Annotated in this window: 20 protein-coding genes and 1 tRNA gene; 11 read left to right on the top strand and 10 right to left on the bottom strand. The window is 62.1% G+C overall.

Features of this window, described 5'->3' with window-relative positions:
* The first annotated feature begins 172 nt into the window (after positions 1-172).
* From HTY61_RS19640 to HTY61_RS10125, 3 genes are read left to right on the top strand one after another with little or no spacing between them, the layout of a single operon-like run.
* Positions 173-1366 (top strand): hybrid nucleoside-diphosphate sugar epimerase/sugar transferase, encoded by a 1194-nt coding sequence (locus HTY61_RS19640; protein WP_175276675.1) that lies wholly within the window; start codon positions 173-175, stop codon positions 1364-1366.
* A 28-nt stretch (positions 1367-1394) separates the two neighbouring features.
* The gene (locus HTY61_RS10130; protein WP_175276674.1) at positions 1395-1862 is read left to right on the top strand and encodes an NUDIX domain-containing protein; all 468 of its coding nucleotides are present in this window, start codon (positions 1395-1397) and stop codon (positions 1860-1862) included.
* Positions 1859-3010 (top strand): glycosyltransferase, encoded by a 1152-nt coding sequence (locus HTY61_RS10125; RefSeq protein WP_175276673.1) that lies wholly within the window; start codon positions 1859-1861, stop codon positions 3008-3010. The genes HTY61_RS10130 and HTY61_RS10125 overlap by 4 nt, the downstream gene beginning before the upstream one ends.
* Positions 3011-3022: 12 nt before the next feature.
* On the opposite strand, the gene HTY61_RS10120 is transcribed toward HTY61_RS10125, so the two are convergent.
* Positions 3023-3889, bottom strand: a complete 867-nt coding sequence (locus tag HTY61_RS10120; protein ID WP_175276672.1) for a glycosyltransferase family 2 protein — start codon at positions 3887-3889, stop codon at positions 3023-3025.
* 49 nt (positions 3890-3938) lie between these two features.
* Entirely contained in the window at positions 3939-4574 is a 636-nt protein-coding gene (locus HTY61_RS10115; protein ID WP_197945300.1) for an acyltransferase, read from the bottom strand.
* Between the two features lie 132 nt (positions 4575-4706).
* Between HTY61_RS10115 and HTY61_RS10110 the strand changes: the two genes are divergently transcribed.
* Positions 4707-5978, top strand: a complete 1272-nt coding sequence (locus HTY61_RS10110; protein WP_175276671.1) for a DUF2793 domain-containing protein — start codon at positions 4707-4709, stop codon at positions 5976-5978.
* Here the strand turns inward: HTY61_RS10110 and HTY61_RS10105 are convergent.
* Positions 5965-7326 (bottom strand): glycosyltransferase family protein, encoded by a 1362-nt coding sequence (locus HTY61_RS10105; RefSeq protein ID WP_175276670.1) that lies wholly within the window; start codon positions 7324-7326, stop codon positions 5965-5967. The two genes, HTY61_RS10110 and HTY61_RS10105, sit on opposite strands and share 14 nt — an antisense overlap.
* A 193-nt stretch (positions 7327-7519) precedes the next feature.
* Between HTY61_RS10105 and HTY61_RS10100 the strand changes: the two genes are divergently transcribed.
* Positions 7520-8869 carry a glycosyltransferase gene (locus tag HTY61_RS10100; protein ID WP_175276669.1) on the top strand — a complete coding sequence of 450 codons (1350 nt, stop codon included), beginning with the start codon at positions 7520-7522 and terminating at the stop codon, positions 8867-8869.
* Between the two features lie 27 nt (positions 8870-8896).
* On the top strand, positions 8897-10042 hold the full coding sequence (gene wecB / locus HTY61_RS10095; RefSeq protein ID WP_175276668.1) for a non-hydrolyzing UDP-N-acetylglucosamine 2-epimerase: 1146 nt from the start codon (positions 8897-8899) through the stop codon (positions 10040-10042).
* A gap of 12 nt (positions 10043-10054) precedes the next feature.
* Here wecB and HTY61_RS10090 read toward each other — a convergent pair whose 3' ends face one another.
* The 5 genes from HTY61_RS10090 to HTY61_RS10070 form a co-directional block, all read right to left on the bottom strand.
* On the bottom strand, positions 10055-11185 hold the full coding sequence (locus HTY61_RS10090) for a sulfotransferase family protein (protein ID WP_175276667.1): 1131 nt from the start codon (positions 11183-11185) through the stop codon (positions 10055-10057).
* Between the two features lie 61 nt (positions 11186-11246).
* The gene (locus HTY61_RS10085) at positions 11247-12257 is read right to left on the bottom strand and encodes a Gfo/Idh/MocA family protein (RefSeq protein WP_175276666.1); all 1011 of its coding nucleotides are present in this window, start codon (positions 12255-12257) and stop codon (positions 11247-11249) included.
* 33 nt (positions 12258-12290) lie between these two features.
* Positions 12291-13499 (bottom strand): glycosyltransferase, encoded by a 1209-nt coding sequence (locus HTY61_RS10080; protein WP_175276665.1) that lies wholly within the window; start codon positions 13497-13499, stop codon positions 12291-12293.
* A gap of 65 nt (positions 13500-13564) precedes the next feature.
* Positions 13565-14695 carry a DegT/DnrJ/EryC1/StrS family aminotransferase gene (locus HTY61_RS10075; RefSeq protein ID WP_175278507.1) on the bottom strand — a complete coding sequence of 377 codons (1131 nt, stop codon included), beginning with the start codon at positions 14693-14695 and terminating at the stop codon, positions 13565-13567.
* Positions 14696-14904: 209 nt separating this feature from the next.
* Complete coding sequence (locus HTY61_RS10070) at positions 14905-16650, bottom strand: ABC transporter ATP-binding protein (RefSeq protein ID WP_175276664.1); 1746 nt, start codon at positions 16648-16650, stop codon at positions 14905-14907.
* Positions 16651-17089: 439 nt separating this feature from the next.
* Here HTY61_RS10070 and HTY61_RS10065 point away from each other — a divergent pair, with 439 nt between their 5' ends.
* From HTY61_RS10065 to HTY61_RS10045, 5 genes are all read left to right on the top strand, one after another.
* Positions 17090-18211 carry a polysaccharide biosynthesis protein gene (locus tag HTY61_RS10065; RefSeq protein WP_175276663.1) on the top strand — a complete coding sequence of 374 codons (1122 nt, stop codon included), beginning with the start codon at positions 17090-17092 and terminating at the stop codon, positions 18209-18211.
* Positions 18212-18299: 88 nt separating this feature from the next.
* Positions 18300-19451, top strand: coding sequence for an NAD-dependent epimerase/dehydratase family protein (locus tag HTY61_RS10060; RefSeq protein WP_175276662.1), 1152 nt, complete (start codon positions 18300-18302; stop codon positions 19449-19451).
* Positions 19452-19542: 91 nt separating this feature from the next.
* Positions 19543-19617: transfer RNA gene (locus HTY61_RS10055), tRNA-Gln, on the top strand.
* A 255-nt stretch (positions 19618-19872) separates the two neighbouring features.
* Positions 19873-21831 (top strand): polysaccharide biosynthesis protein, encoded by a 1959-nt coding sequence (locus HTY61_RS10050; protein ID WP_175276661.1) that lies wholly within the window; start codon positions 19873-19875, stop codon positions 21829-21831.
* A gap of 111 nt (positions 21832-21942) precedes the next feature.
* Positions 21943-23202 (top strand): O-antigen ligase family protein, encoded by a 1260-nt coding sequence (locus HTY61_RS10045; RefSeq protein ID WP_175276660.1) that lies wholly within the window; start codon positions 21943-21945, stop codon positions 23200-23202.
* Between the two features lie 31 nt (positions 23203-23233).
* Here the strand turns inward: HTY61_RS10045 and cysN are convergent, their stop codons facing one another.
* Together cysN and cysD are read right to left on the bottom strand one after the other, a co-directional pair.
* Positions 23234-25144, bottom strand: a complete 1911-nt coding sequence (cysN, locus tag HTY61_RS10040; protein ID WP_175276659.1) for a sulfate adenylyltransferase subunit CysN — start codon at positions 25142-25144, stop codon at positions 23234-23236.
* Positions 25144-26046: a sulfate adenylyltransferase subunit CysD gene (gene cysD / locus HTY61_RS10035; protein ID WP_175276658.1), complete on the bottom strand. Its 903-nt coding sequence runs from the start codon at positions 26044-26046 to the stop codon at positions 25144-25146. The genes cysN and cysD overlap by 1 nt, the downstream gene beginning before the upstream one ends.
* Positions 26047-26086: the final 40 nt, after the last annotated feature.

Here is a 26086-nt window from a genome sequence, read left to right as displayed (position 1 = left end):
TTGAGGATCGGGCGCGCGCGTGGCGATATCGCCTTGGAGCTTCGCGCGGGCAACTCTAGGTTCCGGGTTCGTGATTCTCGTATTCGATACCGCCGGCCATGTGTATGTATTTCGGGCTGTGGGACGGTAGGGACAACAAGGCTCTTGCCTGGCCTGGGGAGTTTGCTGCTGGATGGGAACCGTGCTCGCGATTACCGGCGCTTCGGGTTTCGTAGGCCGGATGATTGTCCCGCGCCTCGCGGAGGCGGGCGTCGATTTGATTCTTGTCGGCCGCGATCCGCTTGGCCTGCGCAAGCTTTTCCCGCGCTTCGAGGCCGTTTCCTGTGATGATCTGGCTTCGCGTCTGCGAGGCTGTGACGCCGTGCTCCATCTTGCCGTTGCCAACAATGATCGTGCGGCACCGCTGGAGGAGTTTCGCGCAGTCAACGTGAAGTTCCTGCGCCGGGTAGCCGAGGCCGCGCGGGATGCGGGCGTCAAGCTTTTCATCAACGCCACCACGATCCATGCACTCGACCCGAATGCGCGCGATCCCTATTCGGTGACGAAACGGGAAGGGGAGGCGGTGTTGGCCGCCATCGACGGCCTGGCAGTCGTGAACCTGCGCCTGGCGGCCGTCCATGGCGAGCGCTTCGCCGGTCGGCTTTCCGTGCTGAATGCCGTGCCCGGCTTTCTGAGGTCTCCGGCGCTGAAGACGGCAGCCGCCCTGCGCCCGGTCGCAAGCGCCGGCCGGGTCGCCGATGCCGTGCTGCAGGTGCTGGAAAATCCCGGCGACGGCGAGATCATCGTTGCCGACGATCAGGATGACAACCCGGTCTACCGCGTCGCCAAGCGCATCCTCGACCTGGCGTTCGCCGCGACCGTGATCGTGTTCCTGTGGTGGCTCCTTGCCGCCGTCTGGCTTGCCGTGCGGTTCACCTCCCGCGGGCCGGCGCTCTTCGCGCAACCGAGGATCGGCCGAAACGGGCGCATATTCACCTGCTACAAGTTCCGGACCATGGCGGTCGGTGCGCCGCAGGCGGGAACGCACGAGGTACCCGCGGAGCACATCACGCCGGTCGGACGTTTCCTGCGCGGGACGAAAATCGACGAATTGCCGCAGATCGTGAATCTCCTGCGCGGCGAGATGAGCCTTGTCGGCCCGCGCCCCTGCCTGCCGAACCAGGAAGAGCTCGTCGAATGGCGTCGCCGGCTTGGCGTGTTACGTTGCCTTCCGGGCATTACCGGGCTTGCGCAGGTCGACGGCGTGGACATGAGGGAGCCAGAACGGCTTGCGCGCCTCGATGCGCGCTACTGCGCCACGCGGACGATCCTGCTCGATCTTCGTCTGGTTCTTCGCACGTTGACCGGCAATCGGCCCCCAATGTAGTGAGCACGGCGCAGAAAGAAGAAGGATCATGGATTTCTCCAAGCCCCCGAATACCGCCGTTGCCGGCATCGTGATGGTGGACCGGCACAACAATTTCCTGCTGCAGAAGCGGGACGAGAGGCCCGACATTTCCAATCCGGGAATGATCGGCATGTTCGGCGGGCACAAGGAGGGAAACGAGACCGACGTGGAATGCGCCCTTCGCGAGGTCGCGGAGGAAACCGGGCTGATGCTGTCGCCGGACCTTCTCGATCTCGTCGTGAGCACGCGCGTCGAATACGGCAACGGGATTTGTCGCGAGGGAACGTTCTATCTTGCGCGCAACATTGATCCGTCGGGTTTCGTCGTCACCGAGGGCAGCCTCTTTGTCGTTCCGGTCGCGGAAGTCGGGCGCCATTTCGCCGACATGGTTCCGACCACCGTCTACGTGATCTCGCTGATTTGCGAGGAACTGCGGCGCGGGATGCGGACGCTGGACGATGCGGGCAAGCCGTGAAGGTTCTCTTCGTCTGCAACGACCTGGACTATTTTCTGGCGCATCGCGTCGCGCTGGCGCGGGACCTTCTTGCGCGGGGCGACGAGGTGCTGGTCGCCGCCGGCGGAGTCACCGAGCACAATTCCGGGCGTGAACCCGGCTTGCGCATTCTGCCGCTCGGTCTGGACATGCACCGGTTCCGGCCCGGCGGGGATGCCGCGCTTGTTCGGCAGCTGTTCGGGCTGATCCGCCGGGAGAGGCCGGACATGGTTCACACCTTCACGGCCAAGCCGAACCTGTTCGGTTCGCTGGCGCTGGTGTTTGCGAGGCTGGCGGGAAGACCTGTTCCCGCGCTCGTCATGACCTTTCCCGGGCTGGGCAAGATATACGAGCCGGGCGACGGGATCGCGCACCGCCTTCGCCGCAGCGTTGTCACGGCGGTTTACCGGCTGGCACGCCGCTTCAACGATCCGGTTGTCACGACCGAGAATCCTTTCGACGCGCGGTTCCTGGCCACGCACGGCATTGCGCGCGGCGAGCGGGCGGTGGTCGTGATGGGTGCCGGCATCGACACCGGGGCGTTCACCCCGGCCGGCCGTGACGGCGCGCCTGTCGTCCTGTTCGCCGCGCGCCTGATCGCGGGGAAGGGGGTCCGGCTGTTCATCCGCGCGGCCGAGGAACTGGGATCCCGTTTCCCCGAGGCGCGGTTCGTCGTCGCCGGCCCGCTGGACGAGGACAATCCGGACCGGATACCGCGCGAGGAGATCGACGCCGCCGTGGCGCGTGGCGCGATCGAGTATGTCGGCAATGTCGGCCTCGCGGACATGCCCGGCCTGTTGCGCTCCGCGGATGTGTTCTGCATGGCGTCGATGCTTCGGGAGGGGCTTCCGCGATCGATCATCGAGGCGGCGGCCTGCGGCTGTTTCGTCGTTGCCTCGAACCAGGTTTCCGTGCGCCAGGTGGTCCGCGACGGCGAGACGGGGCGGCTGTTCGAGACCGGGAACCAGTCGGCCCTGACAACCGCGCTGGGCGAGGCGCTGGCCGATATCGCCGGGACGCGTCGCAAGGGGGTTAGGGGAGCGGAGCTGATGCGGGAGCTTCCGGTCAGCGAGGACGACGTGAGCGCGGCCTTTCGCGATGCCTACGATCTCGCCCTCGGCAGGGTGTGACGCGCCGCCGCGTCAGTCCCATCCCGGGCCGGGATAGAGCTTCAGCCGCGGCGCATGGAAGAACGACGCGGCCAGCGCGAACGCGCCGGAGACCGGCCGCCCGCCATGGATCCTCATATGCGCGGCCTCGTAGGCGAGATAGGCGTCGACCGCGCGCATTTGCTTCCAGTCGATACGGCCCTCCCTGAGCATGGCCTCGAACCGCTCGCGGATCATCCGCGCCGCCTCGGTGATCGCCGAGGAGGAGCGTACCGTGCCGGTGTGGATGCGCGCGCCGATCACCGGCTCGACGACGAGTTCCGCCCCCAGCAGGCCGAGCCGGGCGAACAGGTCGTAGTCCTCCAGCCGCCGCATCCGCGTGTCGAACGGCCCGTCGATCCGCCGCAGGAACCCGGCATTGGCCAGGATGCAGCTGCCGGGCGAGAACCAGCAGCCGCGCAGGAAGTCGTCCGGCGTTCCGGGCCGGGGTACGCGCCTGCGCGTCGGGCCGGAAACGGGCTGTTCCTCCCATCCGCAGGCGAGGATGCGGTGTTCGCCCTCCGGCCTGTCCATGTCCAGCGCCAGCGCGCGGTCGATGCGCGCCTGCAGCGTGTCCGGCAGCAGGCAGTCGTCGGAATCGAGAAAGCCGACAAGCCTGCCCCGCGCGGCCTGCACGCCGGTATTGCGGGCGACGGCCGGGCCGCCGTTCCGGTCGTGGCGCAGCACCGAGACCTCGAAGCCGCCGTCATTCCTGCCCTGCCAGGCGAATGGCTCGTCCGAGGCATCGTCGACCACGACGATCTCGCAGGGCTGCGACACCGCCTGCGAGACGACGCTCGCGATGGCGGCCGCGGTCCTCTCCGGCCGGTTGTGGGTGGGAATGACGATCGTCAGCAGCATGGCACCTGTCGCCCGGAATTCGCGTGCCGGGCAGGGCCCCCGGCCCGTCTCACTGGTCCACCAGGCCGCGCCACGAGAGCGCCACGTTCGGCTCGCGCAACTCCTCCGGCAGGGGCGAGATGCGGCCGGGCACGCCCTTGACGAGGCTGTATTCCGGCACGTCCCTGGTGACGACGGCGCCGGCGGCCACGAAGCTGCCGCGGCCGATGGTGACGCCGGGGCAGATCGTCACGCCGCCGCCGATGGTGACGAAATCCTCGATCGTCGGCCCGGCCGGTCCGTCGGCGACATACTGGTCGCGCATCTTCAGCGGGTAGCGGTCGTTGGTGATCGTCACGCCGGGGCCGATGAAGACGCGCGAGCCGATGGTCACGTGGGTTGGCACGTAGCTGTTGGTCTCGATCTTGACGAAGGAGCCGATCGTCACCTGGCCGTCGATGACGGCATTGGTGCCGATGACCACGTGATCGCCGATCCGCGTGTTGCCGCGCACCAGCACGTTGTGCCCGGTCTGGAAATTCACGCCCGTGGTCACGTCGGTATAGATGATGGTCCCGCGCCTGACGACGCTGTCGGCGCCGATCTCGGCCGGTCGATGGTCCTTGCGGTAGGCATGGCCGACCACCGCGCCGTCCTCGATCCGGACATTCTCGCCCAGGATGGCGGTATCCATATGTTTTTCCATTCCATTCTCCGTCGCGTGGAGTGATGCGCTGGTGGCTGGCCCGTTGGCGTCGTTTATCCGCCCCGGCCTGATTTGTCCAACGCTGCGAGGGCCGCGTTAGAATTTCCGGAGCACTGGAAGGGAGAAACCAAGATGGACACCACCCCGAACCTGAAAATGCCCTACATCATGCCCTCGCAGGCACAGAAGCATGTCACCCACAACGAGGCGCTGCGCGCGCTCGACGCGATCGTCCAGCTGGGTGTCGTTTCGGTTGCCTCCGCGCCGCCCGCATCGCCCCTTGACGGCGAGCGCCATATCGTCGGCGAGGGGGCATCCGGCGCCTGGCAGGGCAGGGAGGGGCAGGTGGCGGCATGGCAGGACGGCGCCTGGGCCTTCCACGCGCCGCGGGCGGGCTGGCTTGCCTGGGTCGCGGAGAATGGCGAGCTCCTGGTCTTCGACGGCACCGGCTGGCGGCCGGCGGCGGCCTCCGCGCCGGGTGCGGTCGCGCAACTCGGCATCAACGCCACGCCGGACGAGACCAACCGGCTGGCGCTCGCCTCTCCGGCCTCCCTGTTCAGCCACGAGGGATCGGACCACCGCATGATCGTCAACAAGGCGGCGGCGGGCGATACGGCAAGCATCCTCTTCCAGGCGGGATTTGAAGGCCGGGCGGAAATCGGCCTTGCGGGCAGCGACGATCTCGCCGTCAAGGTTGCCGATTCCGCCGAGAACTGGCGCGAGGCCATGCGCATCGATCGCGAGACCGGCGCGGTGCGCTTTCCCTCGGGCGTCGCCAATCCGCAGCTTCACGGCGTGCCGGACGATCCCGCGGGCTTCGACCGCATCTTTCTCGACGCGGTCAATGGCGACGATGCCAATGACGGGCTGACCCCGGCCACCGCGCTGAAAACGGCTGCCGGCCTGGCCGCGCGTTTCGTGGTCGGGCGCAGGCTGGAGCTTCGCCTGCTGAGCGACTTCGTCTTCGATCATCTGCTGGTCATCGGCTATGTCGTGCCGGCGTTGAGCATCTTCGGGCGGACAGCCGATGATTCGGACTGGCAGAGCCGCAAGATCACGGTGGTGGATGCGGCCAATAACGCCAATCACCCGGGCGGCTTCATGTTCCAGGCCTTTGCCTCGGTCTATACCTACCGCGTGAACGTGGAACTGGCGACGGGCAGGCCGTACGCCCTGTTCGATTTCTACAGTTCGATCGGCTATTTGCGCACGCACACCATGACGTTGACGCGCACCGGAACGGGCGCCTGCTGCCTGTTCGCGAACGGCGCGTCCTTCGTGCCGAGCCAGCACACCAACCTGGTGATCGGCCCGTCCGCCGCGGGCCATGTCGCCAATGGCGTGCCCGCCGGCGCCAACCCGAACGATGACTGGCGTTATCCGAGCAATGTCACGGCGTTCTAGGGCCGTGCGCGCCGCGTCGGGCGAGAAAACCCTGTACCCGCCGCCTGGTCCTGTCGCGGATGCGGAAACAGGCGCGGCGCAGGTTCACCAGCTTGCGGATCGGCCATACCAGGAATGCGGGAAGAACCTTCTGCAAGACCGCGAGTTTTTCGTCGCCGTCCAGGCGCCGCAACGGGTTGCCGGAATGTTGTATCGAATCATCGGCGTTGAAGATAATGAGATCGCGGGCAAGCTCCGCCTGGCATCGCAGATACTCGATATCGCCGGTTCCCGTGGGCCGGACCGGCTCCGCGGAGATCATGGCGTCATAGGTTTCGATGTAGTCGTCGATCACCTTGGCGATGTCGTGGAATTCTTCGACGGTCTTGCGTCCCTCGCGCGAAAGATGCGCGCGCCAGTCGTGGTCCTTGATGAGGTCCCGCAGGACATTGGTGATCGTGTCCGGATTGGCATTGGCGACCGGGAGTTCGCCGGTCTTGTAGAACGGCTTGAAAAGGTCCTCGCGCAAATGGACCACGCACGGCTTGCCGAGCGCCCAGGCCTCGAGGGTAAGCACCCCGGTGGCGCCGATCAGCAACTGGTCGACGATGATGTCGGCACGCTTGTACCATTCGATGGCGTCCTTGTGCGCCATGCCCTCTATGGACTTGTAGTCGAAGGCCAGGCCCTCCGATTGCAGCGTGTCGACGGCTGCCTGGACGAACTTGGTGCCCTTGACGGGGCCGTTGGATGGCGCGTGCACGACAAGCGGCCGGTCGGTCTTCCCGATGCCGACGAAGGGCCATTCGGAAAGGTTAAGCGCACGGGGAATGATCTTCGGATTGCCGGGGCTGAACTGCGCCATTTCCGGGTCCTGTACGAGGAACTGGTCGACATATTCCTCCAGGAACGCGAGATAGCGCTTCTGAAGGTCCTCGTCATAGGGGTGTTCGTATCCGTAACGGAACGGGCTGTAGGGATTGACGTCGAGGTCGCGGGAGGGGAGGCGGGCATCGAAGCCCGTGAACCTGTAGGCAATGCGTTTGTTCCTGGCCTTGATCAGGGGGATGTCGAAGCCGGTGTATTCCTGATAGTATGTTTCGAAGAAGAAAGACTTGTTCCAGAAGTGAAAGATATCGAAGTCTCTTTCTATGTACTCCGTCAGGGCGGATATGTTGGAATTTATCCTGCCGTCGAGTTCCCTTATGTTTATTTCCCTGTCCAGTTCATATCCGAACTTGTGGCCCTCGCCCGCCGTGTATTGAAGATGTTCGGCTTCGAAGCCGCGGCGTTTGAGTTCGCGCACGATCTGAATCGGCATGTTGGCGAAGTTCATCGGGGCAAGCACGATCTTCGGTTTTCGGCGCATGGGAATCCTGCGATGTGAATGCACGAATTTTTCGGTAGGTGCTGTTTATTTTTTTTATCGGTTCGATTACAGGCGGTTAGGGGTATCTTACGGCAAAAATGCCGGAGTTGATATCGTCAGGTTTGGCCACGTTCAAATGCGGCAGGTTTGCCAGTCGGGCATGTCGAGAGCGTCGAATGTTGAACTTGTGTAGATGAAAAATAACAACAGCACCACTTCGGACACCTCTTCTGGCACGTTGACGATGAGAGATGCCGATTCTCTTTTGGCCAGGTTAATTCGGAAAATTGTGCAAGGTCCCAAGGGATGGTTGGATCTGGCACGGGCGGCGAGCAGCAAATTTGTTAGGGTCGATCAGGTCCAAGCTGCCCCGATTCGGGCTCGAAAGCCTGTCGTGCAGCCGGCTCGAAAGCCTGTCGTGCAGCCGGCTCGAAAGCCTGCAGTGCAGAAAAGTCGGCCCAAGCCGAACTTGGCTCCGTTTCATCTCTATATTCCATTTGCCCAGAATGCTGAACTGGATGCGCAGGACTTCGCGGCTGATGTTTATGTTGCCCACGGAGTGCAAGCCATACCCGCTGCCGACGCAATGGCAATCGCCTGTGGTGGCAGGGTTATCTGCGATTGTATTGAGATACCGTCTTTCGCGCAGCGGGTGCTCCCATCAAATTGGAGCCGGATCAATACTCGTTTCATCGACCGAACAGTTGAAGGGTATCTCCGCCATTGCGACAGCTTGATCACTGTCGGCTGGGAGCTGGGTAAGGAACTGGAAACCTATGGTCGGCCTGTTCATGTCATTCCGAACTACAGATATGCCGAGGAGCTTCAGCCCTCGAACAGGTTGCGGGAGAAATGCGGCATAGGTCCGGATACGCCGCTGGTCCTGGCGATCAGCAACATAACAAGCGGCTTGGAGGCCGTGCTTGAGGGGATATCCGGGATTTCCCAGCCAGTGCATCTCGCCGTGATGGGGCACTTGAAGCCAGCGGCATATCGCGAGAAATGCGAGATGCTTGTGCAGGAACTGGGTCTGGAGGGGCGTGTCCATTTCTTCGATCCGGTGCCGTATGACGAATTGACATCGACGGCATCCGCAGCGGATGTCGGCTTGATCGTTCGCGATCCCGTGATTCCGAATAATTTTGTCTCCCTGCCGAACCGTATTTTCGACTACCTGTTTTCCGCGCTTCCGATTGTCACGCCGGATATACCGGATATCGCCCGCATTGTGCGGGAGGAGAATGCCGGCGTGGTCATCGAAGGAATCGGGGCCGGTGGCTGGCGGAAGGGCATATTGCAGGCGCTTGAATATTCCGCGGAAATGAAGCGCAACGCCCTTGCCGCATCGAGGAAATATGTTTGGGAGAGCCTGGAAGACCAATTGTTCGAGGCTCTCGGTAGGCCGAAGTCAGTCACGTTTGTCGGATACACGGATCTCAACAAGAACAATCGCACGATGCGTATGGCCGCATCGCTGCGGAAAATGGGCGTCACAGCAAACGTGTACACCAGTTTCGATGCCGAGATGCGCCGGACAGGCTGAAAATTTTGGGAAAGCTGAATATCATTGATGTCCGATATCAAATTCATCGATCGTTCCGACATGGCGAAAGAGGTCGCCGTCGTCGTTGGCACGCGTCCCGGCATCATCATGATGGCGCCCGTGATCCACGCACTGACTGAACTCGGCGTGCCGAATTTCGTTATCCATACCGGTCAGCACTATTCTCCCGCGATGGACTCGGAGCTTTTCGAGGACCTTCGTTTGCCGAAGCCCGCGTTCCATATCGAAGACGTTGCCGGAAAAAAGACGCACGCGGGGCAGACCGCTGTCATGCTGGAAGGCTGCGAAGCGGCATTGATGGAGAGGCGTCCGAGGCTCGTTCTGGTCAACGGGGACGCGAATACCAATCTCGCCGGCGCGCTCGCTGCGCGAAAGCTGCATGTCGGCGTCGGGCATATCGAGGCGGGCGAACGCAGTTTCGATTGGCGTATGCCGGAGGAGCACAACCGCCGGATCATGGATCATATTTCCGAGTTGCTGTTCGCCAGTGGGGAGAAGGCGGCGGCACAACTTCGCAAGGAGTCGGTTCCCGGAGAGATTCATGTGACCGGAAACACGATTGTCGATGCGTCGCTCAACCACGCGAATCTGGCCGATCGGCATTCCGATGCATTGAACCGGATTGGGCTGGAGCCGGGCAGCTACATCCTCGCGACGTCGCATCGCGAGGAAAATGTCGACGTGCCCGGCAACCTGGAGGCGATCCTTCGCGGTATCGGCGAAGCTGCCCGTTCGGCCGACTTGAAGGCGTTGTTCCTGGCGCATCCGCGGACCGTCAAGCGCATCGAGCAATTCGGCCTTGCCGATCTTGTCGGCCCTGACAGCGGAATCGTGATGCGTGAAGCTATCCGGTATCTGGACTTCATCAAGCTGCTGAAATCCGCCCGTATCGTGATGACGGATTCGGGCGGGGTCCAGCAGGAAGCCTATATTCATCGCCGGCCCACGGTCACGATGAGAAAAAACACGGAATGGACGGAAACTCTCGAGACCGGTGCGAACCGGTTGGCAAACCCGGAAAGCGCGCAGGAAATTCGCGAAGCGGCATTGGCCGCCCTGGGTGCGGATATTGCGAGCTGGCCGGACATTTTCGGCGACGGTCAGGCGGCGAAAAAAATTGCGATGATCGCGAAAGAGTTTGTCGATCGTTGATGCACGGAAACTTCAGCGTTTTTGAAGTTTGCGTCTAATGAAGGTGTAGATGAATATTGCGAGGGCAAGAGGGCTCTTGCTGCTCTTGATTGCCATTCTCAGCTTCGCGTTTTCGTCTTCTTTCTGTGCGATTTGCTCTGTCAGTAGTGATATTTCTTGTGATGCCCGGTCCAGACTTTTCTGTTCTTCGGTGCGTACTGTCTGTGTGAGAGGCCCTCGCAACCCAATAAATCGGTCAAGGGGCAGGTTTCCTTTGCTTGTTTTCAGAGTCGCGCTCCGTTCGTATCCAAACCGCTCCATGAATTCTTCGCAGCAGGCTTCGATTTCCGCGATTTCTGTTTCAGTCAGTATGTCGGCATGAGCGCCAACACGCGAAGCTGATACATCTTTGCCATAAAGCGGGGAGGTGGCGTCGCCGACAGGTCCCGTGGCGCTCAAGTCAACGGTGCCCCACTCGGTTCTGTTTTCCCGTGATAGTACGTCTGGTTCGTATCCAAGCTTGGAGACAAACCCGGATAAGGTGGCCTCGGGGGCCGCGACAAGGTCTTCGTACTTCACCGTTGTAATGGGCGCGCTGTTCTTCTGGGCGAAGACAGGGCCGTAGAAGCTAAGGAAATAGCGACACAATTTTTCAGTATCGCGGCGGGCAAACCAATGGAAACGGCCTTGCTCGCTGGCACGGCGTCCCCACTCGACCATGGATGCTATCGCGTCGCGCGGATCGCGCAGGGTGCAAATGAAATGTGCGCGAGTTCCAAGCAAGTTTCCAATATCCGAAAAGAGCGGCGTTGCGGCGGGGTGCTTCAGAACCTTGTAGCGAGTGGATCCTTCAGCTTGTATGTTCGAGAGAAGGCCATCCAGCGCATGTTTTAGCGCGGCTTCTGCCCCGGCCTCTCCAAAGAACACTTTGTTGAAGCGTTCGTCATGCGCGGCAATTTTGTCGAAGCTGTCGATGAGCAATTTCACCGGCACGCTCTCGGGAAGAAACGCCCCTGTATCCGGCAACGCGCATATGAGGCTTTGCAGCAACGTGGTGCCCGTGCGCGCTGCGCCGCCGATAAAGATATACTCACTATTATCAGTCATGTCTTGCCCATGAGCGGAACCGGCCGAAACGGTCCTGCTTGCTGTCAGGAAATGCATCTCGCTCCAAAATGCTGGAAGCAGGACAAAACTCAATGAGCAAACGCGGATAACTTGTTAGTCAGTTGCTATTCAGCAACCGCAGGATCTGTCCCGAGTTTTCCACCGGGCTGCGGCTCTCGGCCTTGCCGGCGACGGCCTTCACGAATTCGCCCATCTGGGCCTCGAACATGTTGGTGGGCTTGATGTCCAGCGCGGTCTTGCCGGCCTTGTAGCCGCCGGCCTCCTTCACGCAGAACACGAAGCAGGGAAAGTCGCTCTGGATCGACCCCATGAAGGAGCCGTTCTCGCCCTGGATTTCCACGTACTGGGTGAAGGCGGGGGTGATGAAGTCGGCCTGCAGCAGGATGTCGACGCCGGCGCGCGAGCGCATCGAGGCGAGCACCCAGTCCTCCGCGTCGGTTTCGACGGTCTCGCCGGCGATCTCGCGGGTCTTGAGGTAGTGGCGCACCGCGTCCAGCCGGAACGCGTCGGCCGGTCCGAAGAACCAGCCCGCCAGGTCGATCATGTGCACCAGCATCTCGTTGATCGCGCCGCCGCCGGTTTCCTTGCGATGCTTCCATGCCATGTGCGATCCGCGCCCGCCGATGCGGAACCACGCATTGGTGATGCGCCCGAGGACCGGGCTGACGCCGGTCTCGTCCGCGTCGCCGAGTATCGCCTTGGCCGCCTCGAAGGCGGGCGCGTAGCGGTAGATGTATCCCACCATGCCGACGAGACCGGCCCTTTTCGTCAGCGCGGCCAGTTCCTCGGCCTCGGCCGCGGTCTCGCAGAGCGGCTTCTCGCACAGGTAATGCTTGCCCGCCGCCACGGCCTTGCGGATCAGCGGCGCGTGGCTGGGCGTGGGCGTGCAGATCGACACCGCGGCCACGTCCGGGTCGTCGAACACGGCGTCGACGCCCTGCGCGGCGACGACCGTGCCGTCCGGGTGGTTCGCGGCCAGCGCGGTGGCCCGGGCCGGGTCCACGTCCGCCACGACGATTTCCCGCACCCCGGCGGCGGTCAGCCCGCTGATGTGTTTCGGCGCCTGCTTGCCGCAGCCGATGACGGCGATCTTTCCGTGCTCTGCCAAGTTCCTGCGCCCGGAGATCCGGGCCCCCTGCATTCAGTGTTCGAGTTCCGCGATCACGGACCGCAACTTGTCCGATTCCCGCTTCCAGGTGAATGTCTTTGCCGCTTCCGCGCTGTTGCGCTTCATGGTCGCTATGGCGTCTGCCGACAGGCCGTTGACGAGCGCCGCGATCTCGGCCGGCTCTTCCCCCGGGGCGCAGGCGCCGAAGCCGTGCTCGTCGATGTGCCGGGCGATCTGCTCGAGCGGCGTCGAGGCGACCGCGAGGCCCGCCGACACGTACTGGTAGAGCTTGTTCGGCTCGGCGAAGCGCTTCTGGCGCGACGTGGCGGTGAAGGGTATCAGCCCGACATCGTATTGCGCCAGCGTTTCCGGCAGCTCGACGGCCGGCACAGGGTCGCGGAACTCGACCCTGCCGGCCGTTTCCGGCCGCGCGGCGCGGGCGCGCAGCGTGGCGATGTAGCCCGGCTCGCCGGTGAGGTGCAGGAACAGCTTGCGGCCGGGTTCCCAGTCGGCGGTGCTGTCGATGACGGCTTCCAGGTTGCGCTGCGGCACGGCGAGTCCGACATAGACGAAGGCGAGGGGGGTGCCCGGCGCCCGGTAGGGCTGCGGCGGCGTGTCGATGATGTTGCGCACCACGACCGGAACGCGCTCCAGCCCGTATTCGCGCGCATATTCCTCCGCGATCATCTGGCCGATCGTCGTCATGGCGTCGGCCCGCCGCACGACCGTCTCCTCGACGGCGCGCACATGTTTCGCCGCCAGCAGCTGCCAGTGCTTGTTGTCCTCGTGTTCCGCGAAACCGAGCTCGTTCGCATCGTAGATGAGTTTCGCGCCATGCTCGCGCGCCATCGCCATGGCGATGGGCCCCGCGCTCCAGTGCTTTGCCACGACCACGTCGAAGCGCAGGCCCCTGCGCTGCGCGTGCGCGCGGATCCTGCCGAGCAGGATGGCCCTTTCCGGCATCGCCCAGTAGGCGGCGCGGCGCAGCGGCGGGACGAGGCGGGAGGTGGCCAGCGCGCCGGCGAGCCACAGGCGGCGCAGCTGGCGCGGCTTCTGCATCGAGGGCACCTCCACCATGGTCGCGGCGATGCGGTCGTTGCTTGGCGGCGCGATGGCGTAGCTGGCGAGACCGGCGGTGTGAACGTCGTAGCCCGCCGCGCCGAAGGTTTCCGCGAAGCGCAGGGCCCTGCCGTCCGCGGGAACATGGCTGAGGGTCACGATCAGTGCCGACTTGCGCTTCATCACGTTCCGCTTGCTGCGCGGCGCCGATGCCGCCCTTCTTCGCGTTCTTCCCTGTCTTGCGGGGGCTAGGCCGCCCGCCCGCCGGAGAAGTGGCCGCAGATCGCGTCGCAGATCGCGTGCACCGTCTCGTCGGACAGGTAGGGGTTCATCGGCAGGCTGAGAACCTGTCCGCCGAGCATCTCGCTGACCGGCAGCGAACCCTCGCCGTTGCCGTACTTCTCGTAGGCCGGCTGCAGGTGCATCGGTCGCGGATAGAAGATCATCGTCGGGACGCCGGCTGCCTTGGCGCTTGCCTGGAGGTTGTCGCGGTCATCTGTCTTTATCGTGTATTGCGCCCATGCCGACCTCGAATTCGGCACCCGCGCCGGAACCGCCACGACATCCTTGAGCCGGTCGTCATAGATACGCGCAACGCGCTCGCGGGCATCGAGCTCGTCGTCGAATACTTCCAGCTTTGCCGACAGAACGGCCGCTTGTATGGCATCCAGCCGCCCGTTTACGCCAACGCGTACGACGTCGTATTTGTGGGTGCCCTTGCCGTGGCTGCGCACGGAACGCAGGATGTCGTTAAGCCCGTCGTCATCGGTAAATATCGCGCCGCCGTCGCCATAGCACCCGAGGGGTTTGGATGGATAGAAACTCGTGGCGGTGCAATGGGTCAGGGAACCGATTTTGCGGTCTCCGCTGGCGCCGCCGAATGCCTGCGCTGCGTCGGCGATGACGAACAGGTTTTCTTCCTCGGCAATCGTGTTGATGGTCTCGTAGTCGGCGGGCTGGCCAAAGAGATCGACCGTGATGATGGCACGTGGCTTCAGCCGTCCCTCGCGCCGCACGTCTGCGATCGTCTGGCGCAGGTGGTCGCAATCGATGTTGAACGTCGCCGGGTCCACGTCCACGAAGACCGGCGTCGCGCGTGCCAGCAGCACGGCTTCCGCCGTGGACGTGTAGGTGAAGCTCGGAAGGAAGACCGCGTCTTCGGGCCCCAGATCCATCGCCAGGAGCGGCATGAAGATGGCGTCGGTTCCGCTTGACACGGATATGACGTGTTTCGCCCCGCAATAATCGGCAAGCTCTCGCTCCAGCTTCTCGACGCTCGGACCGAGAATGTACTGGCCGCCGTCGAGCACTGCCTGGATGTTCGCGTTGCAGGTTTCCTTGATGCGCTGGTATTGGCTTGCGAGATCGATAAAGGGAATCATGGCTCTTCTTTGTTTGCGGAATGCCGTTGGCGAGGAGGGGGGTGCGGAGCCCGGAAGCGCTAACGCCCTGTGCCAGCGATTCGTGTCGTTTTCAAGTTGTTCGTGCGACAATCGGCATGTTTCTGCGTTTCCGGCATGTCCGGTAGGCCGTCGCGCCTTTTCGGTGATGCTGGCTTTGCGTGAGGGCGGATTCCCTGGCGGGTGTCCTACAAGTCGACCAGGTCATCGTCGCCGGTTCCCATCGCTGCCGCTTTCGGGTCCGTCTCCGTTTCCTCCGATTTCAGGAACTCGATTCTGTTCTTGAGGATGTAGGATACCGAACCGAGTGCCCTGATGCTGGTGCCGTCGAAAAGCAGGGCTTCCTGCACGCCCCAAGACTTGGTCCGCTGGACGGTTCTTGTCGCATAGAAGAAAACGTGAAGCTTCTCGAGGCGTTTGAGAAGCCGATCGACCTGTGCCGCATCCAGCAGCACCATGGCCCTCTGGTCGATGAAGATCACCCCGGTACTGGCTGCCGCCTCGGTCAGTACCAGGTGGATGAAGCGTGCCGTCCTGCTGTCCGGCTGGCCATCTTCCCCGATTATCTCCTTGATGTCGGGATCCGCGGTCGATCGGTCCGGTTCGGATAGGTCGTCCTCAGACGGAACCGCATCGTCGATATGTTCGATCGTCACGAAATGAGGGCGATTGAGAAAGTGAAGCGTCGGATTGTCGTTGTAGCCCAACGAAAGAACGAACCGGTAGACTTCGAAGCGGTCCATCAATGAGTTGGCGATGACAAAGCTTCGCCGACCGGGGGCTATCGTGAACGTTTTCCTCTTGCTCTTGGCATCCGGCAGGTGGATTTTGACGGGCAGCTTCGCCGGGACACTCGGCTTGGATGCTGTTTTCGGGGCGGGTTTTCCGAACATGGGAGGCATCCCGCCCAGCGTGAAGTCGAAATAGCGCTGGATCTGGGTACGGAACCTGTTGGCCGAAACGGCAAGACCGGTCGTTCGGCTCACGGCCCGGAAAATGAACTGGAGCGACGCGAAATGCAGGATGACGAAGCTCCACGGCATCATCCCGTTTAGCGCCTCCCAGGCGAAGATACCTGTCACGATGGCGACCGCAACGCTCGATATGAGGCCGCCGATCGCGGTGGACTGGCTCAGGATGTTCACGCGTTCCTCGAACAGCGACATGAATTCGCGCATCGAGGTGTGCGAGGCGAGTTCGCGGAAATGTGCGTCGTCGTCTTCATCCTCTTGGTCGGCGGAATGCCCGCTCTCGAGTATGATTTTGTCGAGCCACGAGCGTTTCGTTTGCGTCAGGCGGGCGGCCGATCGCTCGAAATTGTGCGATATTACGGAAGCCCTTCTGCTGAGTATGACAAACGGAACAGCGGCTGCGAGCGTAAACAGGAGCACCGCGATCAGGGCGGTCGGGTTGATGCGGGCGAGAACCGCGACGCCGAACAGCATCATTACTATCGGCACTGGCGCCCGTTGGAGGACACGTTGCGTGTTCGCCGCGAAGCGGGCGTCTGTCTGCATGGCGCGCAACGCCGAGGGGCGATCGAGCCGGCCCGGCATTTCGGCCAGGTCGCTGACGCCGATCGATCGGATCCGCCTTATTGCCCTCGCGACGTTCTTTTCCTCGTAGACGCGGCAAAGCCGGTTCAACGACGAATTTTCCAGATAGAAAAATACCGATTGTGCGCACAGGCATATGCCGAGTGCGATGAACATTGTGACGAGCACGAAGTTGGTGGCCTCGATCTCGTAGGTGTGGCCGAGGACGGAGAGGGTTCCCTTCTCGAGCACGTAGAATGTGGTGAACGCGATGATGCTGATGACGGAGGTCCAGAACGCGCTGGCCAATTGAAAGAACTGGGTCCGCAGCACCAGTCGCGGAGCTTGTCTTCGCGCGTCCGCGAAAAGGGCAACAAGAAATTGGATGTCTTTGATCACGGCAGACTCCTCTGCGCGGCTTCCGATGAAGTCAAGCGAATTTTCCCCCGCATGGAGTGTGGGCTGGTCTCGTCCCGGCCCGTCGTTCCTTCCCGGCTTGTCCATCCGGTGAATCGTGAATGGAGGATATTGGCGCCATGACTGTGAACCGGGTCCGGAATTCGGGATCCGGTCCGACATCTCGCGCGCAGAATGCTTCCGGTTTCGGTGACGCAATAACGCAAAGGCGTTTGATTCGCTTCGAAAATGGCAGAAAATATGTGTCTGCGTGCAAAAAGGTGTGACTTCAAGTCCAGCATTTTAGGGCCTGACTTGTACTTTGAAACGCGATACGACATCAGGCAACGGCCGTGATCCGGGAATCGTATCGCGGATATGGACTATAGTACGGCTCAAATTGGATGCCATTCCGTAGCAATCCGGAGGGCAGGGAACGAACATGAATTCCAAGTCAGATTTTTTCGCAGGCAAATGCTGCGTGGTTACCGGGGCCGGCGGTACGGTCGGATCCGAGATCACGCGGCAATTGCTTGCGCTGGGAGTTCGCGAGGTCAGGGCGCTGGACAATTCGGAATCGGCCCTCTGGCAGCTTGAAAACGAGATCGAGACGCCGCAGGTCGGTTTCTATCTGGTCGATGTGTGCAACGAGGATCATTTGATCCGGCACTTCCAGGACGTCGATTATGTTTTCCATGCCGCGGCGCTCAAGCACGTGCCGTTTTGCGAGCGTCATCCGAGCGCCGCGATAGAGACCAATGTTCGCGGAGTGGAAGCGGTCATCAATGCCGCGTTGCGCTGCAATGTCGAGCGCGTGCTGTTCACGAGTTCCGACAAGGCGGTCAATTCGACGAACCTCATGGGGGCGACGAAATTCGTCGGCGAGCGGATGATTACCGCAGCCAACAACATGGTGTCGCAGACGCAGTCCACGCGTTTCGCTTCGACCCGGTTCGGCAACGTCGCGATGTCGAACGGTTCCGTCATTCCTCGCTTCCTCGACCAGATCGCGAACAACCGGCCGCTCACCGTGACCGACCCGGACATGACGCGTTTCATGATGTCGATCGAGGAGTCGGTGAAACTGGTCATCGAATCGATGCTTCACATGCGCGGCGGCGAGGTTTTCGTAACCCTGATGCCGTCGGTGCGGATCGGTGACCTTGCAGAGGTACTGGTCGAGGAGCTCTCGCCACTGGGCGAGAAGGCTCCAGGGGACGCGGTCAAGATCATCGGCGCCAGGCCGGGAGAAAAGCTCTACGAGGAGTTGACCAACGAAGAGGAAATCGCCCGTTCCTGGCTTTGGAACGACATGATCGTTGTTCTTCCGGCCTTCCGGAACATCTACGGTTACATCGACTACAGTTCCTATGAGTCCGAGGGGCGCCGCATGACCAAGGTCTACAATTCCCACAAGGAGCCGTGCCTGACCAAGGATGAATTGCGCGCTTTCCTGCATGACTTGGGCGTTCTGGATGAGGCCCGCCGATTGAAGGCTTCCGCCACCGCATCCGACGAGGCGGCAATCCTGGAATACCCGGCGACGCGTGCGGTTGCCGGCTAGGACGCAATGGCGCCGCGCGGCCGACATCCGTCGGCCGGGCGCGTTTCCTGGCGGATAGTTCAACCCAGACAGATATTGGAATTTTCCCATGCGCATTTTGATTATGGGCGGTGACGGCTATCTCGGCTGGCCTACGTCTATGCGGTTCGCCGCGGAAGGCCACGAGGTCCTGGCGGTGGACAACTATCTGAGGCGGGAATGCTCGCGCGAGACGGATTCGCTGCCCTTGTTCGAAGTGCCCGATCTTCTTGAGCGGGCGAAGCTGTTCAAGGCGGAGACCGGATACGACATTGACGCGCGCGAAGTCGATCTCAACGATTTCGAAGCGTTCTCCGCGCTCTTCGAAGAGTTTCTTCCTGATGCGGTTGTCCATTACGCCGAACAGCCTTCGGCACCCTATTCCATGCGTGGCTTCGACGAGGCGCGCCTGACGCTGAACAACAATCTGAACGTCACCTTCAACCTGATCCAGGCCGTGCTGAAGCACAAGCCGGATTGCCACATCATCAAGCTCGGTACGATGGGCGAATACGGTACGCCGAACATCGATATCGAGGAGGGCTGGATCGACATCGAACACAAGGGGCGGAAGGATCGGTTCCTGTTTCCCCGTCAGGCGGGTAGCCTCTACCACACGACAAAGGTGCTCGACACCGACCTGATCTGGTTCTACGTCCGCACCTTCGGGTTGCGCGCCACCGACCTGATGCAGGGACCCGTCTACGGATTGGAGACCAGCGAAACGTCGGGCAACCACCAGCTCTATTCGTTCTTCAATTATGACGACATCTTCGGCACGGTCGTGAACCGGTTCATGGTCCAGGCGGTGGCGGGCGTGCCGCTGACCGTTTACGGGAAAGGCGGACAGGTTCGCGGGTACCTGGATATCCGCGATACGCTGCAATGCATCCAGTTGGCGGCGGCCAATCCGCCGGAGCCGGGCAAGCTCAACATCTTCAACCAGTTCGTCGAGACCTTTTCGGTCAATCAGCTTGCCGAGCGGATCAAGGCTGTTGGTGACGGCATGGGCCTCTCCGTCGCGGTCAAGTCGATCGACAATCCGCGCAAGGAGATGGAAGAGCACTACTACAATCCGGCCCACACCGGTCTGCTCGATCTGGGCCTGAAGCCCCACTATTTGACCGACGATGTGATCGCCGGGATGATCGAACTCGTTCTCAAGTACAAGAACAACATCGACGAGAAACGGATTTTCCCCCGGGTCGCCTGGAAGAAGTAGCGTGTGGACGGATCGGCGTCCGTCGCTTCCCGCGGCAAATTTGCCGTTGCCCCCTGCCGACTGCTTTGCTAGATGGCCGGGGACATCTCGTTGGGGCGTAGCCAAGCGGTAAGGCAGCGGTTTTTGGTACCGCCATTCGCTGGTTCGAATCCAGCCGCCCCAGCCACTTCACATTTCCATGCAAGGATTTGCAGGCTGATTGCTGCGCCGTGCGGAGCAGGCGCTTCGGCATTTCTTGGCATTGCTGCATTCCGTGGCGTCATGTAGCTGTCTGGATGCTTGAATGCTGTGCAAACTCGGATACCGACTGACAGAAAATATGTGATGCGCGCTCCGGGTTGATAATGAATACTGTGTGGTGTCCGCGCGAGTCCTGGGCATCGCGGATCTGTGGCATTGTTCCGGAAAGTGTGTTGCGAGGATGACGAGCATTGACTTCCTGAAAAGGCTGGAACGGACGGCCAACCGCATGTCCCGCCGCGAGAAGCAGCTCCTCCAGGTGCTTCTCGACGTGGTGATACTGATGGGAGCTGCCGCCTGTGCGTATCTTCTTCGGCTCGGATTCGGTCACCAGTTCAACCTGAACCAGATCACGATGATCGTCGTTGCGCCGGTCATTGCCATACCGGTATTTGTCCGCCTGGGCCTGTATCGGGCGGTGCTGCGTTATCTCCCCGAAAGGGCTCTGCTGACCATTTTTCGGGCCGTCGTGCTGGCGACGCTGGTCTGGACCGCGGTCGCGTTCTTTACCGGCAGCTATGGCGGTGACGGTGTGCCGCGCACGATTCCGTTCCTTTACGGCATGCTGGCATTCGTGACCGTTTCGCTCAGCCGTTTCACGGCGAAGTGGCTCTTGCTGCACGCGCCTGCAAAAAGAAATCTGCGGCGCACCTTGATCTATGGTGCCGGAAAGACCGGAACGCAGCTAGCCCGCGCGCTCGCGGACGCCGAGGAAGCCAACGTGCTGGGTTTTGTCGACGACGATCGCGAGATGCACGGACGCGACATCGGTGGCATTCGTGTCTACTCGCCGAAACAGCTTGAAGGCGTTGTCACCAATCTCGGGATCGAGGAAATCATCCTGAGCATCCCGGCCGCATCGAGTTCGACGAAACTCAAGATCGCCGCCCAGCTTTCGCGGTTGCCGGTAACGGTTCGCGCGCTTCCCTACAGGTCGTCCGGCACGAATACCGGACGGTTTGATGCCTCGTCGCTGGAAAAGCTCGATATCAGCGAACTCATCGGCCGCTCGATGATACCGCCGGACCAGTCACTGATCGAGAGCGTCATCCGTGGCCGGCGTATCCTGATAACGGGCGCGGGCGGCTCGATCGGTTCGCAGCTCGCCCGTCTGGTGGATGCGAACGGCCCGCGCGAGGTCATCCTTGTGGACAGCAGCGAGTATGCCCTGTTCGAGGTGTCGCGGACCCTGACCAATGCCGGTCAGTGCTATCCCGTGCATCGGCAGTTGGGATCCGTCGTCAACGAGCGCTTCGTCCGTCGTCTGATGGAGCAGAACAGGATAGACGTTGTCTTTCATGCGGCCGCGTACAAGCATGTTCACTTGGTCGAGCAGAATGTTCGCGAAGGCATTCGCAACAACATTTTCGGAACCGAGGTCGTGGCCAGGGTCGCGTTCGAAAGCGGTGTCGACAAGTTCGTTTTCATCTCGACCGACAAGGCCGTGAACCCGACCAGCGTCATGGGCGCGACCAAGCGCATGGGCGAGCTGATCGTCCGCCGCTATGCCGACGAGGCCGAGGAAAAGGGAACCGGCCAGGATTTTCTCGCCGTTCGCTTCGGCAACGTCATCGGTTCCAGCGGCTCGGTGATCCCTCTCTTTACCCGGCAGATCGAGGCGGGCGGACCGGTCACGGTTACCGATCGCCACGTGACGCGGTATTTCATGGCGATTTCGGAGGCGGTCGAACTGATCGTCCAGTCGGCGGCGCTGTCCAGGGGAGGCGAGACCTTCCTTCTCGACATGGGCGAGCCGATCTCGATCTACGAGCTGGCGCGCGACATGATCGCGCTGTCCGGACGGCGGGTCAGGGATGAGGCCAATCCGGACGGCGACATAGAGATCGAGATCATCGGGCTCCGTCCGGGCGAGAAGCTGCATGAGGAGCTATGGTACGATACCGGCTCGACGATCCCGACGCGCCATCCGAAGATCATGATGGCCAAGCGGCTGACGAACGCCCATCTCGGGATAGACGACATCCTCTCCGGTCTCCGCAAGGGGCTGGAGGAGAAGGATGAGACCGAATTGCGGAGCTTCCTGCTCGAGGAAACGGCGCGGTTGAACCGAGCGCATCTCGACGGGCGGGACTCGCGGGTCATACCGCTCGCGTCGGCGGCGAAATTGTCCGGTCGCTAGAAGGGGCGTCGGCCATTGGCGCAATCCGGTCGGCCTGGGGCGCCGGAAGACTGTTGGTGGGGCAAACTACGCAATGACACTCGAGAGAAACTCGCCTCCGGAAATGCGCCGATGTTGAGCGCGCCGCTGGAATTTGATCCGCGCAGGATCTTCGGATCGCTGCGCGGAATGAACGGCATCAAGCGCAATGACCGGATCTGGGGGGTTCTTGCCGGGTTCGTCGCGCCGATCTTCGGCAGCGCACTCTCTGTCCTGCTCTGGGCCGCCTTCGTCTGGAACGTCATCTCGACGGCCGCCGGAAGATACCCGTTCCGGCTGGGCCGCGTCGCCATTGGCTGCGTGGCGGCGAGTGCGGCCTATGGCGGCGTGAAGCTCGGCTTCACCGTCTACCATTCGGGGCTGGAAGGCGCGCGCCACTGGCCGGGACTGCTGATCTTCTTTGCCCCCGTCTTCTACCTCTTGCGAGCGCGGATTTCCGACGGCCGGGCGCTTTTCGACATGTTCGTTCTCGGGGCCGGATTTTCCGTCGTCGTCGCGGCGCCGGCCTCGGCCGTCGAGATGCTGCTCGTCAATGGCCGTCCGGAATTGTTCTGCGGCAATGCGAACGTCTTTGCCGCCATGGCGGCGCTGTTCGGTTCCATCGGAACCCTGAACGTGATGGCATCCTCGAAACGGCGACGTTGGCTGGGCGTGCTCGCATTTTTCGCGATGGTATTCTGCGTCGTTGTCTCCGGCCGGCGCACCATGTGGCTGGCCTTGCCGTTTCTCTCGATGGTCGTCATGTGGGCGGCGGCCCACGCATTGCCCCGCCGCGTCGTCCTGTCCGGGGCTGCGGCCGCGATGGTGGTCATGTCGATCGGCCTCTTTGCGGGGGCCGACATGGTGCTGGACCGCGTGCGCGCGGTTGGCGAAGACATTGCGCAGATGGAGGAGGCCCGGAACTACGATTCATCCCTGGGCCTGCGCATTCTGTTGTATCGCGGTGCGTGGGAGGCGATACGGCACGCGCCGCTCGCCGGCTATGGCGTCGCGGACCGCATGGAAGCCGTGCGCGCTCACGTCCCCGAGCAGTACCGCCATCTCGTCCGCTTTACCCATCCCCACAATGCGTATCTCGCCGCTGTCGTGGACGCGGGTGTCGCGGGCCTTGTCGTCCTGCTCGTCATGCTGACCGCACCCGTATGGCTATCCCTCATGGCGCCCCGCGACGCTTCTTGGTCGCCGCGCCTTGCCGCGGGGATGATCGTCACGATCTGCTATGCCGTGAGCGGAACGGCCGGGATCATGTTCGAACATGACCTCATGGATGCTGCGTTCGTGACGCTTCTGGTCGTGATAGCGTCCTCGGCCACCCCCGGGAAGCTGGCCTGACAGGGGCGGCCTCGCGTCCGGCGCCTGTCGGCTATTCCCGGGCGATGACGCCCCAATCCTCCAGGTGACTGATGATCACGTCTGCCGCCTCCTCGGGAGAGGTCTTTGTCGTGTCGATCGTGATGGCCGCATTCTCGGGCCGCTCGTAAGGCGAATCGATTCCGGTGAAGTTCTTGATCTTCCCGTCGCGCGCCTTCTTGTAGAGACCCTTGACGTCTCTCTGTTCCGCCACTTCCAGCGGCGTGTCGACATGGACCACCTTGAACTCGTTCTCGCCCATCAGTTCGCGCGCCATACGGCGCTCCGCCCGGAACGGCGAGATGAAGGACACGAGGGTGATGAGGCCGGCGTCGGTCATCAGCTTCGCGACTTCCGCCACCCTGCGGATGTTTTCCACCCGGTCCGCGTCGGTGAAGCCGAGATCCTTGTTCAGCCCGTGGCGCACGTTGTCACCGTCCAGGATCGTCGTGTGCGCGCCGCGCGCGATCAGCTTGCGGTCGACGATGTTGGCGATCGTCGACTTGCCGGAGCCGGACAGGCCGGTGAACCAGAGCACGATCGGCTTCTGTCCCTTTATTGCGGCCCGGGTGGTCCGGTCCACGTCAAGCGCCTGCCAGTGCACGTTGGACGATCGGCGCAGTGCGAAATGGATCATTCCCATGCCGACGGTGGAGTTCGTGATCTTGTCGATGAGAATGAACCCGCCGGTATCCCGGTTGTCGTTGTAGGCATCGAACGGAATCGCGCGGTCCACCGAAATGTTGCAGACGCCGACCTCGTTCAGATCGAGCTCGTGCGCGGCTTCATGGGCCAGCGTGTTGACGTCGATCCGGTACTTGGGCCTGGTGATCGTGGCGTTCACCGTGGTCGTGCCGATCTTCAGGATATAGGGGCGGCCCGGGAACATCGGCTCGTCGGCCATCCACAGAATGGTCGTCTCGAACTGGGTCGCGACCTCGGTCGGGTCGCCGGCCGCGCAGATCATGTCTCCGCGCGAGATGTCGATCTCGTCTTCCAGCGTCAATGTCACGGACTGGCCTGCGACGGCCTCGTCGAGATCCCCGTCCATGGTGACGATGCGCTTGATCGTGCTTTCCTTCGCGGAGGGCAGCACCTTGATGCGGTCGCCCGGGCGGATGACGCCGGACGTGACGAAGCCGGAGAATCCGCGGAAATCGAGATTGGGCCGGTTGACCCACTGCACGGGCATGCGGAACGGCTTGCTTTGCGCGGCGTCGCGCACGCCGACGGTTTCAAGGTGCTCGAGCAGGGTTGGTCCCGTGTACCAGCCCATGGCCTCGCCGTGCTCGACGACATTGTCGCCTTCGAGCGCGGAAATGGGTATCGCGGTGATGTGCTCTATCCCGCCGAGCTCGCGCGCGAATGCGCGATAAGCGATCTCGATGTCGGAAAAGACCTGCTGCGAGTAGCCGACGAGATCCATCTTGTTGACCGCGAGCACGACATTCTCGATGCCGAGCCGTGACACGATGAACGAGTGACGCCTCGTTTGCGTGAGGATGCCCTTTCGCGCATCGATCAGGATGATGGCCAGGTCGGCGGTCGACGCGCCGGTTGCCATGTTGCGCGTGTACTGCTCGTGTCCGGGCGTGTCCGCCACGATGAACTTGCGTTTCTCCGTCGAGAAGAAGCGGTAGGCGACGTCGATCGTGATGCCCTGTTCGCGCTCCGATGCGAGGCCGTCCACGAGGAGGGCGAAATCGATACGGTCGCCCTGTGTGCCCATCTTCTTCGAGTCGGCTTCGAGCGCGGACAACTGGTCCTCGAAGATCAGCTTCGATTCATAGAGCAGGCGGCCGATCAACGTCGACTTGCCGTCGTCGACGCTGCCGCAGGTGATGAAGCGCAGCAGGGACTTTTCTTCCTGTGACTTCAGGTATGCTTCGATGTCTGAGGCGATGAGGTCGGATTTGTGCGCCATCAGAAATAGCCTTCCTGCTTCTTCTTCTCCATCGAGGCGGCCTGGTCGTGGTCTATGACGCGTCCCTGCCGTTCCGAGGTCGTGGTCAGGAGCATCTCCTGTATGATTTCGGGTAGTGTCGAGGCATCGCTCTCGATGCCGCCGGTCAGCGGGTAGCAGCCGAGCGTGCGGAACCGGACCATCTTTTCCTGCACGGTTTCGCCGGGCAGCAGCTCCATGCGATCGTCGTCAACCATGATGAGCACGCCGTCTCGCTCGACGACCGGCCTCTTGGCGGCGAAATAGAGCGGCACGATGTCGATCCCTTCCAGGTGGATGTACTGCCAGATGTCGAGTTCGGTCCAGTTCGACAGCGGGAACACCCGGATCGATTCGCCCTTGTTCTTCCGCGCGTTGAAGAGACGCCACAGCTCCGGGCGCTGGTTCTTCGGGTCCCACCTGTGCTCCGCGGTGCGGAAGGAGAATATGCGCTCCTTGGCGCGCGACTTTTCCTCGTCTCGCCGGGCTCCCCCGAACGCGACGTCGAACTTGTGCTTGTCGAGCGCCTGCTTGAGCGCCTGCGTCTTCATGACGTCGGTATGCACGGCAGAACCGTGAGTGAACGGACCGATACCCTGCCGTACGCCGTCCTCGTTGACATGCACGATCAGTTCGAGGCCGTGCTTCGCCGCGATCCGGTCCCTGAACGCGATCATGTCACGGAACTTCCAGGTCGTGTCGACATGCATCAGCGGGAATGGTGGTTTTGACGGATAGAAGGCCTTCAGCGCCAGGTGCAGCATGACGGCCGAATCCTTGCCGATGGAGTAGAGCATCACGGGATTGTCGGCCTCGGCGACAACCTCGCGCATGATGTGGATGCTCTCCGCTTCCAGCCTTTGAAGATGGGTGAGGGTTGTCATGCGGGAGTTGCTCCGTGAGATCGATACCGCACCGCATCTG

Origin of the sequence: Oricola thermophila, from assembly GCF_013358405.1 — a bacterium.
GTDB classification, from domain to species: domain Bacteria; phylum Pseudomonadota; class Alphaproteobacteria; order Rhizobiales; family Rhizobiaceae; genus Oricola; species Oricola thermophila.
Note: the sequence above shows the minus strand (reverse complement) of the source record. Positions and strands in the feature narration are given on the sequence as shown.

Coding starts and splice junctions, on each gene's coding strand:
- HTY61_RS10105 (WP_175276670.1), bottom strand. CDS start 7,326: ATGCGCCGAAAACCGAAGATCGTGCTTGCCCCGATGAACTTCGCCAAC.
- HTY61_RS10045 (WP_175276660.1), top strand. CDS start 21,943: ATGTTGAGCGCGCCGCTGGAATTTGATCCGCGCAGGATCTTCGGATCG.
- cysN (WP_175276659.1), bottom strand. CDS start 25,144: ATGGCGCACAAATCCGACCTCATCGCCTCAGACATCGAAGCATACCTG.
- wecB (WP_175276668.1), top strand. CDS start 8,897: ATGTCCGATATCAAATTCATCGATCGTTCCGACATGGCGAAAGAGGTC.
- HTY61_RS10050 (WP_175276661.1), top strand. CDS start 19,873: ATGACGAGCATTGACTTCCTGAAAAGGCTGGAACGGACGGCCAACCGC.
- HTY61_RS19640 (WP_175276675.1), top strand. CDS start 173: ATGGGAACCGTGCTCGCGATTACCGGCGCTTCGGGTTTCGTAGGCCGG.
- HTY61_RS10130 (WP_175276674.1), top strand. CDS start 1,395: ATGGATTTCTCCAAGCCCCCGAATACCGCCGTTGCCGGCATCGTGATG.
- HTY61_RS10100 (WP_175276669.1), top strand. CDS start 7,520: ATGAAAAATAACAACAGCACCACTTCGGACACCTCTTCTGGCACGTTG.
- HTY61_RS10120 (WP_175276672.1), bottom strand. CDS start 3,889: ATGCTGCTGACGATCGTCATTCCCACCCACAACCGGCCGGAGAGGACC.
- HTY61_RS10080 (WP_175276665.1), bottom strand. CDS start 13,499: ATGAAGCGCAAGTCGGCACTGATCGTGACCCTCAGCCATGTTCCCGCG.
- HTY61_RS10065 (WP_175276663.1), top strand. CDS start 17,090: ATGAATTCCAAGTCAGATTTTTTCGCAGGCAAATGCTGCGTGGTTACC.
- HTY61_RS10110 (WP_175276671.1), top strand. CDS start 4,707: ATGGACACCACCCCGAACCTGAAAATGCCCTACATCATGCCCTCGCAG.
- HTY61_RS10090 (WP_175276667.1), bottom strand. CDS start 11,185: ATGCATTTCCTGACAGCAAGCAGGACCGTTTCGGCCGGTTCCGCTCAT.
- cysD (WP_175276658.1), bottom strand. CDS start 26,046: ATGACAACCCTCACCCATCTTCAAAGGCTGGAAGCGGAGAGCATCCAC.
- HTY61_RS10060 (WP_175276662.1), top strand. CDS start 18,300: ATGCGCATTTTGATTATGGGCGGTGACGGCTATCTCGGCTGGCCTACG.
- HTY61_RS10115 (WP_197945300.1), bottom strand. CDS start 4,574: ATGGAAAAACATATGGATACCGCCATCCTGGGCGAGAATGTCCGGATC.